Origin of the sequence: Psychroserpens luteus (assembly GCF_015319355.1) — a bacterium.
In the GTDB taxonomy this organism is placed as follows: Bacteria; Bacteroidota; Bacteroidia; order Flavobacteriales; family Flavobacteriaceae; genus Psychroserpens; species Psychroserpens luteus.
The window spans coordinates 39885-55150 of sequence record NZ_JADILU010000003.1; the positions used below are offsets into that span (position 1 = coordinate 39885).

Genomic DNA, 15266 nt, shown 5'->3' on the forward strand with positions numbered 1-15266 from the left:
AATAGGGTGTTTTTAGGTTAAATGTTATTAACAATTGTCAATACCCTATTTTTATAGGGGTAAATTATTTTAAAAATTAAATATTCATTAAATTTGCCCTAGTAAAATGATAAAATCATAATTAATATGTCAACACTCAGATTTCACGCACTCAAACAAGTATATCTTCATAAACCAATACATATAGAAGAAAATGTAAGGCGCTCCGAGATTTTTGGAGCTAACGTCTTTAATGAATCAACCATGCGTCAATACTTAACCAAAGAAGCTTTTGAAAGCGTAATGGATGCTAGTAGTAGTGGTTCAAAGATTGATAGAGCGATTGCAGATCATGTATCTACAGGTATGAAAGAATGGGCGATTTCAAAAGGAGCGACACATTACACGCATTGGTTTCAACCGTTAACAGGAGCAACTGCCGAAAAACATGATGCTTTTTTTGAAACAATAGGAGGTGGTTTAGCTATTGAGAAATTTGGAGGCGGACAACTAGTACAACAAGAACCTGATGCGTCTAGTTTTCCAAATGGCGGAATTAGAAATACTTTTGAAGCTCGTGGTTATACTGCTTGGGATCCAACTTCTCCAGCTTTTATCTACGGAACAACTTTATGCATACCAACCATATTTGTGTCTTACACAGGAGAGGCTTTAGATTATAAAACACCTTTATTAAGAGCGCTTCAAGCTGTAGATTCTGCAGCAGTCGCAGTTTGTAAATATTTTGATAAGAATGTGAAAAAAGTAAACGCTTCTCTAGGTTGGGAACAGGAATACTTTTTGATTGATAATGGTTTGGCAATGTCAAGACCAGATATTGTACAAACTGGTCGCACACTTTTAGGACATTCTCCAGCTAAAGGTCAGCAGTTGGATGATCACTATTTTGGTACGATTCCAAATCGAGCAATGGCTTACATGAGAGATTTAGAAACCGAATGTATGTTACTTGGTATACCAGTGAAAACAAGACATAATGAAGTTGCACCAAACCAATTTGAATTAGCTCCAATATTTGAAGAAGCTAATTTAGCAGTAGATCATAATTCATTATTAATGGATGTTATGGATAAAATTGCTGCACGTCATAACTTTAAAGTATTATTTCATGAAAAGCCATTTGCTGGTGTTAATGGATCAGGAAAACACAATAACTGGAGTTTAAGTACCAATACAGGTGTTAACTTACTAAGTCCAGGAAAAACACCAATGAGTAATCTTCAGTTTTTAACCTTCTTTATTAATACTATTAAAGCGGTTCATGAAAATGAAGAATTATTGAGAGCTGCAATAGCATCGGCAAGTAATGATCATCGTTTAGGAGCAAATGAAGCGCCTCCTGCAATTATTTCGGTATTTATTGGTGAGCAATTAACTAAAGTGCTAAACGAGTTAGAGAATGTAACTAATGGTAAGTTGTCTCCTCAGGAAAAAACAGACTTAAAACTTAATGTGGTTGGTAAAATTCCAGATGTGTTATTAGATAATACAGATAGAAACCGTACATCTCCTTTCGCATTTACAGGAAATAAATTTGAGTTTAGAGCAGTAGGTTCTACAGCAAACTGTGCTAACCCAATGACTGTTTTAAATACAATAGTAGCCAAGCAACTTATTGATTTTAGAGAAGAAGTAGAAGGTCTTATTGATAAAAAATCAATGAAAAAAGATGATGCTATTTTTAATGTATTAAGAGAATATATAAAAGCATCTAAAAATATTTTATTTGAAGGAAATGGATATGGAGAAGCTTGGGAAAAAGAAGCTAAAAAACGTGGTTTGAGTAATAATAAAACAACACCAGAAGCTCTAAAAGCTAAAGTATCTAAGAAGGCAATTGCTCTTTTTGAGGAATTAGGTGTGATGAATAAAATTGAGACTGAAGCACGTTATGAAATTGAAGTAGAAGAGTATACTTTAAGAATTCAAATAGAAAGTCGTGTTTTAGGAGATATTGCTAGAAACCATATTGTGCCAACAGCAGTTAGATATCAAAATATTTTAATTGAAAACGTTAAAGGTCTCAAAGAAATTTATGGAGCATCGTTTAAAAAACTAGCGAAAGAACAACTTAATCTTATTGAAGATATTTCTAGTCATATAGAAGGTATTAATTCTAATGTCACTAAAATGACAGATGAACGTAAAAAAGCTAATGCCATTGAAGATTTAGAACAGAAAGCACAATTTTATTGCAATAAGGTAAAGCCTCTCTTTGAAGATATACGTTATCATTGCGATAAGTTAGAATTATTAGTTGATGATGAGTTATGGCCTTTAACTAAATATCGAGAATTACTCTTTACAAATTAGTATGTGATTGATATGAAGTAGTTTAACTGTGTTTTTGAGTAGCTAATCGAATTTATAATTCTAGATGACTTAAAAATGCAGTTATTTGTGTGCGATTATAGATGATGTGTTTGCCCTATTTTTTATTAGTTTATTTAATCTATTGAACTTCATAAAAAATTTAAGTATTATCAATTAATAATGCGTTGTTAATTATGCCCTTAATTAATGTTTTTAATGACCTGCTAAAAACAAAACAATGGGATTATGATTAAAACTACATGTATCAACTCTCTAGTGTTTAGCTTTGTTTTGCTATTTACTTTAAATTCATCTGCACAAGAATTACTAGATATAGGAGAGAAATCTGCTTTAGATTCATTAAGAGTGACTTCACTACGATCAAAAAATGCTATCTCTTTTGGAGTTGGAAGTATACTTTTAAATGGTGATTTTGATACACCAGATTATGAAAATTTTATAGAAGTACAACTTAAGCGATTTATTACGCCAAAATTTGCTATAAGTGGTAACCTCAAAAAATTTGATATTAAGAATTATGATTTTGATGAGAATGGGTTTCTTTCTGGAGACATAAATATAGAATGGTATCTATTTCCGCAGAAAAAATTCACACCTTATTTATATATAGGACTAGGTTTATTAATCTCAAATGATTTTAATGATAAAAACTATAAAGCGCAAGGCGGTCTTGGATTAGATTTTTTAATTAGCAATTGGTTTTGCATTGTAGGCTCAATAGACGCCAATTATATCTATGATGAGCAAAATGGTTCGCAATTACTTCAAGAAGCAGATGGATTGTATTATAATGCTACTATTGGTATTCAGTTTTACTTCGGAAACAGGAATAATTCAAATTCAAGAGCTTCAAAAAAGAAAAAGACCACTAAAGAAAATAGTACGAAGCAAGAATCTTCAATTATTGATGCAAATTGGATTGGAGGAGTTAGATCATAATATCTCTAAATAGATATAAGAAGCAAATTTCAGTAAATAGAACAATTTTAAGTGAATCGTATAATAAAACTCATTTTATGACATTAAATAATGTTAAAAAAAAGTTATTATAATGTTAGCAAGTACGTAGTCCTACGTATGTAATAAAGCTAAGAATGTATTTCACCGACTTATTACATCAACTAATCGAAAATATAGTTAAAGCTATATAAACACTAAGGTAATAGCTTATATTTGTATTGCTATTAATCAAATTTTGTAATAAAATGAAGAAGTTACTATTAAGTGTTGCAGCACTAATGTTTGCAACCTTATTATTTTCTCAAGACGACTCAAACGATGTTAAAGATGATTTAACTCAAGAAAATATCGTTAAAACCGATGCGAGATTTCATGCTGAATCTTAATTGATTCTTTTGGGTTAACAAAACCTTTGACATTGTTAGTAATGTCAAAAAAAGACAAATAAGTTTTTGAAAATTTATTTGTCTTTTTTTTATGCCTAAAAATTAATTTTATTTTGGATGAGAAGAGGTCAAATCAAAACGTTTATATGAACATCTAACAGAGATTGAAAAAAAATCAATAACAGATAATGTAAATAGACTTCAATTGTAATTAACAATTCTTATTTTTGTGACTCAACACATACACATGAGTCAAGATATTAGTAAACGCTATGCACAAAGAGGCGTTTCTGCTTCAAAAGAAGACGTACATAATGCTATTAAAAATATAGATAAGGGATTATTTCCTAAGGCGTTCTGTAAAATAGTTCCAGATTACTTAACAAATGATGACGATTACTGCTTGATAATGCATGCAGATGGAGCAGGTACAAAGAGCTCATTAGCTTATATGTATTGGAAAGAAACTGGAGATATTTCGGTTTGGAAAGGCATTGCTCAAGATGCTCTCATCATGAACATTGACGATTTATTGTGTGTTGGTGCGACAGATAATATCATTTTATCGTCAACTATTGGTCGTAACAAAAACTTAATTACAGGAGAAGTGCTTTCTGCAATTATAAACGGTACAGAAGAACTTATACAAGATTTAAAATCTTTTGGAGTGACTATTCATTCAACAGGTGGTGAAACTGCAGATGTTGGTGATTTAGTGCGTACAATTATTGTAGATTCTACGGTTACAGCTCGTATGAAACGTAGCGATGTCATTGACAATGCCAATATAAAACCTGGAGATGTTATTGTTGGATTGGAGAGTTTTGGACAAGCAACCTATGAAACCGAATATAATGGAGGCATGGGAAGCAACGGATTAACATCTGCACGTCATGATGTGTTTCACAAATACTTAGCCGAAAAATATCCTGAAAGTTTTGACGCCTCAGTTCCTGAAGACCTCGTCTATTCTGGACAAATCAAATTAACAGATGCTGTTGAGAATTCTCCTATAGATGCTGGTAAACTCGTATTATCACCAACAAGAACATATGCGCCAATTATAAAAGCAATACTCTCTCGTTTTTCTTCGGAAACTTTACATGGCATGGTACATTGTTCTGGTGGAGCACAAACTAAGATTCTTCATTTTATAGATAATCTACATATTATAAAAGATAATATGTTTGAAATTCCACCGTTATTCAAACTAATTCAAGAACAATCAAAAACAGATTGGAAAGAAATGTATCAAGTATTTAACTGTGGTCATCGTATGGAACTCTATGTGACTCCAGAAATTGCAGACGATATTATCGAGATTTCAAATTCATTTAATGTAAATGCTAAAATAGTAGGTCGCGTAGAAGCTTCCGAAGAAAAAAAGTTGACCATTACAAGTGAGTTTGGAGTATTTGAATATTAATTTCTTACCAATTTATATTAAATTTTTTTAGATGAAAAGAGCTGCCTGCATCCTACTTGTGCTTTCAATTCAATTTTTAAGCGCTCAAACAGATTCTGTTTCAACCGTAAAACCTTTTTACAAATGGCATCAAAGCAACAAAGCTGGACTTGATATAAGTGAAGTCACTTTTGTAAATTGGAATGCTGGAGGAAGTAATTCCATTTCGGCTTTGTTAAATGTGTTGTCAGAATATAATTATAACGATCTCTATTATAAATGGAAAAATTCTGTTCGATTACGTTATGGTATCAATAAGCAAGAAAATCAAAGACTTAGAAAAACCGAAGATGAGCTAGAACTTATTTCTACGATAGGGTTTAGACAAGATACAATCACAAACTGGTATTTTTCTGGACGTTACAATTTTAAAACGCAATTATCTAGCGGTTATAATTATCCCAATAGAGATAATCCTATTTCAAGATTTATGGCTCCAGGTTATACGTTTTTAGGAGGAGGAGTAGAGTATGGTAAAAACTTAGATAAGTTTTCAGTTTATTTTTCGCCTTTAACCTTTAAAGCCACATTTGTATTGGATGAAGAGCTCTCAAATGCAGGATCATTTGGAGTGGAACCTGCTGTTTTTGATGAAGAAGGAAATATGATTAAAAGTGGTGAGCGTGTGAGAACAGAAATGGGGATTTTATTCACTAATACTTATGAAGCAGTCGTTTATGAGAATATTAATGTAAGACAAAGATTAAGTCTTTACACAGATTATCTTCATCAATTTGGAAATGTAGATGTGGATTGGGAAATTGTTTTTGATTTTACTGTAAACCAATATGTAAAAGCAACTTTAGGATCTCATTTAAGATATGATGACAATATCAAAACTTTGGTAGCAACAAATATAGATGATGAATTTGAAGAACGCGGAGCAAAAGTACAATGGAAACAACTTCTAGGTGTTGGTGTTATTGTAGATTTTTAGTTTATATAAATTCTTTTATTAAAGTAAAAAAAGCACTGGTCACAGTGCAATCAATTAAGAAAATCACTGTAAAAAACTTAATATTAGATACACCTCGTATTTTATAAAAGCCTAATCGTTGCCTTACCTTTCTATCGCTTATCATAAACCATAGCACAAAGATTAGAAATAGCTTTGTTGAGAGTGCTAAAATAAGCTCTGGGTTTATTGCTATTATCGCTAACGTAACTATAAACGACCAAAACGCCATAGATTTATAATAGTTAAGTATAGACAAGACTTGCTTTTGCATACGAGGATAACGTCAAACTAATAAAGAATATTTTTCAGGATAGTAACAAATTATTCACTACTACAAATCCATAAATTATCGTATTTTTGAATCACAATTTTTAGAAGATAGATGTTAGAGAAATTACAAATAGTAAAACAGCGTTTTGATGAGGTGAGTGATTTAATCATTCAACCAGATATTATAACAGACCAAAAGCGTTACGTTGCCTTAAATAAAGAATATAAAGATTTACGCTTATTAATGGATAAGCGAGAATTATATATAGAGCTTACAGACAACTTAAAAGAAGCTGAAGAAATCATTTCTAATAGTAGTGATCCCGAAATGATCGAAATGGCAAAAATGCAATACGAAGAAGCTAAAGAAGGGATTCCAAAATTGGATGACGACATTAGAGTATTGTTAATTCCAAAAGATCCAGAAGATTCTAAAAATGCAGTTATAGAATTACGTGCAGGAACAGGTGGAGATGAAGCTAGTATTTTTGCTGGTGATTTGTTTAGAATGTACACTAAGTATTGTGAAAGTAGAGGCTGGAAAGTTGATACTGTAGATTATAGTGAAGGTACAAATGGTGGTTTTAAGGAAATTCAATTTGAAGTTACTGGAGAAGATGTCTACGGAACTTTAAAATTTGAAGCAGGTGTGCATCGTGTACAACGTGTGCCACAAACCGAAACTCAAGGTCGTGTGCATACCAGTGCAGCAACATGTATGGTATTTCCTGAGGCTGAAGAATTTGACGTAGAAATTAACCCTAAAGATGTTCGTGTAGATTTTTTCTGTTCGTCTGGTCCAGGAGGACAATCTGTAAATACAACATATTCTGCTGTTCGTTTAACACATGAGCCTACAGGATTGGTGGCACAATGTCAAGATCAAAAATCACAACATAAAAATAAGGAGAAAGCTTTTAAAGTATTGCGTTCTCGTTTATATGAAATGGAATTAGCCAAAAAGAATGCTGCTGATGCCGAAAAACGTGGTTCTATGGTGAGTTCTGGAGATAGAAGTGCTAAAATTAGAACTTATAACTATTCTCAAGGTCGAGTTACAGATCATAGAATAGGATTAACACTCTATGATTTACAAAATATCATGAATGGTGATATTCAAAAAATACTTGATGAATTGATGCTAGCAGAAAATACTGAGAAGTTGAAAGCTAGTGACGAACATATATAATATTAAAAATTCCTGCGAAAGCAGGAATCTTTGTTTTATGAAGAAAAAATTCACATACATTCTCATTTTTTTCTTGATTATCTTTGGTGTGCTAAGAATCTCAGGTATGCGTTCATACTACAATATTGCTTCAACAGGTACAGAGCCAAATTTAAAACTGAATTCTCATTTTGTTGGTTCTAATTTAATTACACCCAAAAGACTAGACTTTGCATACTACAGTTCTTTTAATGAGGATATAGGGGAAATGATTATCATACAACGACTCATAGCTTTGCCTAATGATGTTGTAAAATGTATTGATGGAATTTTTTTTGTTAATGATATAAATGTAGATGATTCTTTGAATTTGCGTTACTCTTACAAATTAAGCATAGAAGATTTTAATAGACATATAAAGAATGATTTCGTTAATGATGAATCGTTTTTTGCATACCCAATTAATAGCGATTCAATAGTAACATTTTTAGATGAAGATTATGTTGAAAAATCACCTATTAATTTGAAACGTCAAATGTCAAATGGTTCTTCAGGTTTATCTAAAGATATTAAATCAAAAACAAACCTTTCATGGACAATCAATAACTTTGGACCAATTACAATTCCTGAAGGGAAATACTTTTTTGTAGGAGATAATAGAGACAATTCATTGGACTCTAGGTATAATGGATTTATAGATGAAAAAGATATTAAAGGAGCTTTGCTATTGCAATTTTAGCATATCTGTCTAAACGAAGAACAACAACAACTCAACAAACAATACATTGACAACACAACAACTAACTCAACAAATCAAAAAAAAGAATTCCTTTCTATGTATAGGATTGGATGTCGATTTAAATAAAATCCCAAAACATTTATTAAAAGATGAAGATCCAATCTTCGCCTTTAATAAAGCCATTATTGATGCAACACATCATTTATGCGTTGCTTACAAGCCCAACACCGCTTTTTATGAAGCTTACGGACTTAAAGGTTGGAAAGCACTTGAGAAAACAATCATGTATCTCAATGTAAAATACCCAGAAATATTCACCATCGCAGATGCAAAGCGTGGAGACATAGGTAATACAAGTACTATGTATGCTAAAGCCTTCTTTGAAGACTTAGCTTTTGATAGTGTTACAGTTGCGCCTTATATGGGAAAAGATTCTATAGAACCTTTCTTAGCATTTGAGAACAAGCATACCATTATGTTAGCATTAACATCTAATGAAGGTGCTTTTGATTTTCAAACGAAGATGGTTGCTGGTAAAGAACTCTATAAACAAGTTCTCGAAACCTCAAAGTCTTGGAAGAATTCTGAAAATCTAATGTATGTCGTCGGAGCAACAAAAGCAGAATATCTAGCAGATATTAGAAACATCATACCAGATAGTTTTTTATTAGTTCCAGGAATAGGAGCACAAGGTGGTAATTTACAAGATGTTTGTAAATATGGTATGAACGACTCTGTTGGATTATTAATAAACTCTTCTAGAGGGGTTATATATGCGTCTCAAAATGAAGATTTTGCTGAGGTTGCTGCTGAAAAAGCTAGAGAGTTACAAGAGCAAATGGAAATTATTTTATCCAAATAAATTGTCATACTGAACTTGATTCAGCATCTCATCATGATATACAAAGATCAACTTAAGCGAACTTTAGAGATTTCTGTTACTCCAAAACGGGTCATCTCCTTAGTACCATCTCAAACAGAACTCCTAGTTGATTTAGGTTTAGAATCTTCGATTGCTGGTGTTACCAAATTTTGTGTTCATCCTTTTTCTCTTCGGAAAAATAAAACAGTGGTTGGTGGTACAAAACAAGTGGATTTTGATAAAATCAGAAATTTAGAACCAGATATTATTCTTTGTAATAAAGAAGAAAACACTAAGGAGATGATTCTTGAGTTAGAGAAAATTGCTCCAGTTCATATTGGTGATATTTATAATTTGGAAGATGCTTTAAAACTTATTGGTTTATATGGAGAATTATTTTCCGTAGAAAAAAATGCTGAGCTACTTATTGAGAATATAAGAAACGAACACCAAGACTTTCAAAAATATATTAAAGACCAACCAAAACTCAAAGTTGCTTATTTTATTTGGAAAAACCCATGGATGGTTGCAGCAAAAGACACTTTTATAAACGAAATGTTAGTGTTGAATAATTTTGAAAATTACTTCGGAAATTTAAAACGTTACCCAGAAATTCAATTAGATGCAATAGCTAAAAATGTAGATGTAATATTGTTGTCTAGTGAGCCTTTCCCTTTTAAACAAGAGCATATTGAGTCTTTAAAGCTAAGATTCCCTAATTGCAAAGTGATTTTGGTAGATGGAGAATACTTTTCTTGGTATGGTTCTAGATTAGAAAAAGCGTTTGAGTATTTTAAAACGCTGCGTTCAAATCTTTAGAATCATACTTTTCTAGGTTTAATATCTTCTGCTTTAATTTTTTTGCTTCATGAAATAAGGTATCACTTAAACTCCTGTCAGTTTGTGCTACATTATAAGCCTCTTCAATAAAATTTGAATACTTGTGTTCTAGATCTTTTAGATTGGTTATTTTACTTGGGTTTGGACTAACCTTCCCAACTTTACAAAAATGTGAATTCATAACAACTTGTTTTAAAGTATATATACGTTTGTATACATGCTTTTAGACTTGCGTTAAAGGTTAAATAATTGTAAAATTAATTTTGTTGTAAAGTGCTTAAATCTCTATTGAGGTATTTGAGTTTATTGAGTTTGTGAAGTAACTTAATGGCTTTATATTCTGAAATATCACTAAGAGCTGAGTCTGTTTGACGCAAATTGTATGCTTGCTCTACAAGCATTTTATAACGAGTTAAAAGCAAATTTTGATGATCAATGATTTTTTGTGTGGATATCATCACAATATTAATTAGCTAATAAATTTAGATAAATTATTGTGATTCAGCACTATAATTGTTAAAAATGTTCATAAAAAAAATCGACTTAAATTTTAAGTCGATTTTTAACTAACTAATTCATAATGAAATATGAAGTGTACTTTAAACTAACTATGCAAATATCAGTAGTTTTTACACGTTTTATGTTATGTAAGTATTAGCATATTATTAAGCCTTACTTAATCTTGTAATGCAAATACTTTTTTTAATAGATCTGTAGACCTAGAAGAAGCCTTGCTTCTAATTTCGTTTTCTTCAACAGCAATCATAGTATAAACACCTTTTAGAGCTTCTCCTGTAACATAATCTGTAAGATTAGGATTTACATTATTAGTAAAAGGTATTGCATTGTACTTATTAATAAGATTTTCCCAAATTTGATCTGCACCAACTTTTGCAAATGAATTATTGATTACCGGGTGAAATTTATTGTAAAGTTCAGTTTGTGTTTTACTTGTTAGATATTGTGTTGCTGCATCATTGTTACCTAATAGGATGTTTTTTGCATCATCAAACGTAATATCTTTAACCGCATTAACAAATATTGGTGTTGCTTCTCCAACAGCATCTTCTGCAGCTCTGTTTAATACTTTTAAGCCTTCATCTGCTAAATTACTTAAACCTATATCTCTTAAGCCTTTATCTACTTTTTGTAATTCTTCTGGTAATAATATTTTTACCAAATCATTTTTGAAAAAACCATCTGTTTGAGTGAGCTTGGTAACTTGCTTATCAATACCTAAATTTAAAGCTTCTCGTAAACCAGATGCAATGTCAGCATTACTTAATACGTCTCCAACACCTCCTTGAGGTAAGTTGTTAACGACATTTTGTAAATCTGCGCAGGCGGTTAAGCTAAAAATTGCAAATAACACTAAAATTTTTTTGTACATAATAAGGTTTGTTTTTTATAAAAATAAATATAATTGAGAGTGTAAATTTATAATTTTATAATATTGAAATATGCCATTTTAGTAAATAATTAGTATAAAATACTACTTTAGCACAATAGTTGTTAATATCAATAGGATTATAACAGATAATAAATGAATATAAAAGCATTTCTCGTCATTTTACTTTGCGTTAGTTTTCCTTTTTTGGGAAGCGCACAAATTAGATTTTCTGAAACAATACAAACTTCAAAAACTGCAACAGATACAGAAGCTTCTCTATTTTTTGTCGATTTTTGGGCTACATGGTGTGGACCTTGTATTTATGCTTCAGAATATTTAGGTGTACTACAAAAACAACATCCAGATAATTTTTATGTTGTTTCACTTTCCGAAGAAAACCCAGACATTGTCAAAAGATTTCTTAAAAAGAACCCTACAGATTTAGCGGTTTCTATTGATTATAATGGTGAAACTTTTAAAGCTAATAATACGAGAGTACTTCCTTATGGTTTGTTGATCAATGCTAATGGTAAAGTGTTATGGAAAGGAAGTCCAACAGATTTCAAAAAATCTGATTTAATAAGATTCCTTAAGCAAAACACCATAACTATTGAAGTAGACAAGGTACTTAAAGTCAAAAAAATTAAACAGGAGGTCTTTGAAGCAGATTATATCCCAACTGAAGATTTCGAAATAAAAAAACTCAAAGGTGAAACTTATGAGACGTTGGTAAGGAATAGTAGTAACGGTTATGTTCATTATAAAGGATTTTTAAAGGATATTATTGCTAGAGAACATCATATATTATTAAGTCAAGTGAAATTAGAGCCTAGTCTTAATAAAACATATGAGATTTATATAAAGAAAGGAACAAGCGCTACCTTTCAAATTTTAGATGAATTAAAATTAGATTTATTCCATACCCAAAGTAAAGGTGACGTATTAATGATAGATATTTCTAATATTAATTATTGGGATACAAATCAAATAGATTGGGGAAAAGACACTGCAGAGTATTTAATAGACGATTCACAAATACAAGCAGATAATGTGGCATTTAAAGATGTGATGTATCAATTGGCATCGGTTTTAAATCTTCCTGTAATTACAAAAGGAGGTGAGCCAGATGAAGATTTACACGATTGGCAAATTCATCATAGGTTTTATAATTTGATGCAATCCAACATGTTAGATGCTTACGGTCTCAAAGTAGGCAAAGAGTCTGGGAGCTTCAAAATATATACCATACGAAAAAAGACACCTTAAAAGGATGTCTCTCTCTACTTATTATAAGTAACATTATTTTAATACACTCAATTTAGTGTGTCTTAATGTGTGATTGTCTCAATCAAAACAGCCAGTACCATTAAATTAGTATGTTCCTTAAGTGTAATGACCTTCTTGCTACATTCTATTTGTAATATATAGGGTTTGAGATCACTAAACCCATCAATAAAGACAAGGTTTTAAGTTTGCTTAAGAGGCTTAATTAGACTATTAGACTATAAGAAATAGCCTTTTTAAAACTAGATTTGTAGAACTTAACAAAAGGGAAATAATCACATTTCATGACTATAGAATATAAAAAAAAGACACCATTTTAAGGTGTCTTTTTCTTAATTATTATAACTCTTACTTAATATAAGTAATATTAGTTATTTAATATTCTAAACTCTGTACGTCTGTTGTTTCTGTGTTCTCCATCAGAACAATCAACACCATTAGCACATCTGTTTTTTAATCTTGTTTCTCCATATCCTTTAGCAGATAATCTACTTCTTGAAATTCCTTTAGAAACTAAATAGTTAACTACAGCATTAGCACGTTGTTGTGATAAAGACATGTTGTAATCATCATTACCTCTAGCATCTGTATGAGCCATGATTTCAATACTTACTGGCTTATCATTTAAGATAGGTAGTAAAGTTTCATCAATAGTTCTTTTAGAAGAAGCAGTTAAACGAGCACTAGCAGTTTCGTAAAAAATTGGAATAACATTAGGGTTTAATAATTCACATTCTACTTCTTCCCATGATGTGATACCACCTTTTTTAGCTAAAATAGTTCTAGTTACTGTTTCTGAACGAGCAGCAATAGTATTACTTCTAGATGAAGCTGGTTGATCAACAACTTGACGAGTAATTGTTTTGTACTCAGCAGGAATATCAATTTTATCCATACGTGCAGGAGTTTTTATAACTCTCTTTTTGTATGATGCATCTCTCTCTGGAGTTGTGATGTTAGTTGTACTTGCATTTGATGCTAAAGTTGTAAAAGGCACTTCTCTAGATGTTGCAGGATACTCAACAAAACAAGCAGCTACACAATCTTCTTTATTTACAGATGGACAATCATCTAATACTTTATATTCCCAACCTTGAGTTGCAGGATATGTTTCAAATGTTCTAGAATCTCTTCCAAAAGAAGCAGGAATTACTTCTAAACGATTTCCAGCTTCTTTACCAATATATGCAACATCAACAGTTTCATATGTAGCAGGAGTGTAAATGTATTTTTCTGTTGCTTCTTTAACTAAAACAGTTTCTTCAACAGTTTTAAAAGTTGCAGGAACTACTTCTAAGCTATTGTATGATGGATATACTTGTAAAGTTTCTTCTACTTGAGTAAACTCATCTTTAGTAATACATTTTACGTAACATTTTCCTGGTGCAGGATTTTCTGGTAATCCTTGAGCTTGAACGTAACTTAAACTGGCTAACATTAAACACAAGATTGATAATAAAAGTTTTTTCATGATATTGAAAATTAATTAATGGTTATAGATAAATATTTTATGTCCGAGACACTTTGTTCGGTCATAATTAAGACACAACATTTATCGATAGGTCACATATCTCTAATTAGACAGGTAGGTTATTCGTATTATATTTGTTTGGATGTAGCTACTTAATTGCGTATTTTTGAGGTAAATAGAAATGAAATAGTCCATTAGATTTTAAATCATAACAGGCCATAAAAACGCGTATTCAGCAAGCTGTTTTACTAAAAAAGAAGCTTTATCTGAGAGTGAATATTAAAGATGTATTAATAAAATATAACCGTCTTATTATTATAAACCATTACTTTTCGGTTAATATGATGTTTAATAGCTGTAGCTAAAACAATTTTTTCTAAATCACGTCCTTTAGTTATTAAGTCTTTAATTGAGTAGGTGTGAGAAACACGTGCAACATCTTGTTCTATAATAGGACCTGCATCTAATTCTTCAGTAATGTAATGACTCGTAGCACCAATAATCTTAACGCCTCGTTTTAAAGCAGAGTGATAGGGTTTTGCACCAACAAAAGCAGGTAAAAAGGAATGATGGATATTTATAATCTTGTTTTTGTAAAGGTCAATCAATTTGCCAGAAACAATCTGCATGTATCTTGCCAAAACAATAAAGTCAATATTGTGCTCTTTTAAAAGCTTTAACTGTTCTTTTTCAGCTTCTAATTTATTGGCTTTAGTAACTGGAATATGATAAAACGGAATATTGAAATTATCTGCAATATATTTTAAATCCAGATGGTTACTTATAATAAAAGGGAGTTCGCAGTGCAATTCTCCAGATCTGTATCGTCCTAAAATATCATATAAACAATGATCGTACTTAGACACAAATATGGCCATTTTAGGTTTATCCTCTGCATTATAAATGCGCCATTTCATTTGAAATTTTTCTACCAATACATCTCTAAAATTAGAGGTAAATCCATCCATTGAGAATGTGGTAAACTCACTTTCAACACGCATGAAAAAAATATCTTGTTCTCTATCAACATGTTGATCTATATACACAATGTTTCCATTATTATCAGAAATAAAATTGGTAACAGAGGCTATAATACCAGATTGGTCTTTACAATGAATTTGTATAATGATTTTTTTCAT

The 15266-nt window shown here is 31.1% G+C and carries 15 protein-coding genes; 10 read left to right on the forward strand and 5 right to left on the reverse strand.

Going from position 1 to position 15266, the window contains the following annotated elements:
- The first annotated feature begins 126 nt into the window (after positions 1-126).
- From IM744_RS07110 to IM744_RS07150, 9 genes are all read left to right on the forward strand, one after another.
- Positions 127-2313, forward strand: coding sequence for a glutamine synthetase III family protein (locus IM744_RS07110; protein ID WP_194507435.1), 2187 nt, complete (start codon positions 127-129; stop codon positions 2311-2313).
- A gap of 246 nt (positions 2314-2559) precedes the next feature.
- On the forward strand, positions 2560-3273 hold the full coding sequence (locus tag IM744_RS07115) for a hypothetical protein (RefSeq protein WP_194507436.1): 714 nt from the start codon (positions 2560-2562) through the stop codon (positions 3271-3273).
- 266 nt (positions 3274-3539) lie between these two features.
- Positions 3540-3680 (forward strand): hypothetical protein, encoded by a 141-nt coding sequence (locus IM744_RS07120; protein ID WP_194507437.1) that lies wholly within the window; start codon positions 3540-3542, stop codon positions 3678-3680.
- A gap of 247 nt (positions 3681-3927) precedes the next feature.
- Positions 3928-5106, forward strand: coding sequence for an AIR synthase related protein (locus IM744_RS07125; RefSeq protein WP_194507438.1), 1179 nt, complete (start codon positions 3928-3930; stop codon positions 5104-5106).
- Positions 5107-5137: 31 nt separating this feature from the next.
- A complete protein-coding gene (locus IM744_RS07130) occupies positions 5138-6082 on the forward strand; it encodes a DUF3078 domain-containing protein (protein WP_194507439.1) in 945 nt (314 codons plus the stop codon).
- A gap of 403 nt (positions 6083-6485) precedes the next feature.
- Positions 6486-7562, forward strand: a complete 1077-nt coding sequence (gene prfA, locus IM744_RS07135) for a peptide chain release factor 1 (RefSeq protein WP_194507440.1) — start codon at positions 6486-6488, stop codon at positions 7560-7562.
- Between the two features lie 37 nt (positions 7563-7599).
- Positions 7600-8280 (forward strand): signal peptidase I, encoded by a 681-nt coding sequence (gene lepB, locus IM744_RS07140; RefSeq protein WP_194507441.1) that lies wholly within the window; start codon positions 7600-7602, stop codon positions 8278-8280.
- A gap of 46 nt (positions 8281-8326) precedes the next feature.
- The gene (gene pyrF / locus IM744_RS07145; RefSeq protein ID WP_194507442.1) at positions 8327-9142 is read left to right on the forward strand and encodes an orotidine-5'-phosphate decarboxylase; all 816 of its coding nucleotides are present in this window, start codon (positions 8327-8329) and stop codon (positions 9140-9142) included.
- A gap of 33 nt (positions 9143-9175) precedes the next feature.
- Entirely contained in the window at positions 9176-9961 is a 786-nt protein-coding gene (locus IM744_RS07150; protein ID WP_194507443.1) for an ABC transporter substrate-binding protein, read from the forward strand.
- Here IM744_RS07150 and IM744_RS07155 read toward each other — a convergent pair.
- The 3 genes from IM744_RS07155 to IM744_RS07165 form a co-directional block, all read right to left on the reverse strand.
- Positions 9936-10163: a Lacal_2735 family protein gene (locus IM744_RS07155; RefSeq protein ID WP_194507444.1), complete on the reverse strand. Its 228-nt coding sequence runs from the start codon at positions 10161-10163 to the stop codon at positions 9936-9938. The two genes, IM744_RS07150 and IM744_RS07155, sit on opposite strands and share 26 nt — an antisense overlap.
- 76 nt (positions 10164-10239) lie before the next feature.
- A complete protein-coding gene (locus IM744_RS07160) occupies positions 10240-10440 on the reverse strand; it encodes a Lacal_2735 family protein (protein ID WP_194507445.1) in 201 nt (66 codons plus the stop codon).
- 218 nt (positions 10441-10658) lie between these two features.
- Positions 10659-11372 carry a DUF4197 domain-containing protein gene (locus IM744_RS07165; RefSeq protein WP_194507446.1) on the reverse strand — a complete coding sequence of 238 codons (714 nt, stop codon included), beginning with the start codon at positions 11370-11372 and terminating at the stop codon, positions 10659-10661.
- Between the two features lie 153 nt (positions 11373-11525).
- Here IM744_RS07165 and IM744_RS07170 point away from each other — a divergent pair, with 153 nt between their 5' ends.
- Entirely contained in the window at positions 11526-12638 is a 1113-nt protein-coding gene (locus IM744_RS07170; RefSeq protein ID WP_194507447.1) for a TlpA family protein disulfide reductase, read from the forward strand.
- A gap of 385 nt (positions 12639-13023) precedes the next feature.
- Here IM744_RS07170 and IM744_RS07175 read toward each other — a convergent pair whose 3' ends face one another.
- Together IM744_RS07175 and purU are read right to left on the reverse strand one after the other, a co-directional pair.
- Positions 13024-14127, reverse strand: a complete 1104-nt coding sequence (locus IM744_RS07175) for an OmpA family protein (protein WP_194507448.1) — start codon at positions 14125-14127, stop codon at positions 13024-13026.
- A 290-nt stretch (positions 14128-14417) separates the two neighbouring features.
- Positions 14418-15266, reverse strand: a complete 849-nt coding sequence (gene purU / locus IM744_RS07180; RefSeq protein ID WP_194507449.1) for a formyltetrahydrofolate deformylase — start codon at positions 15264-15266, stop codon at positions 14418-14420.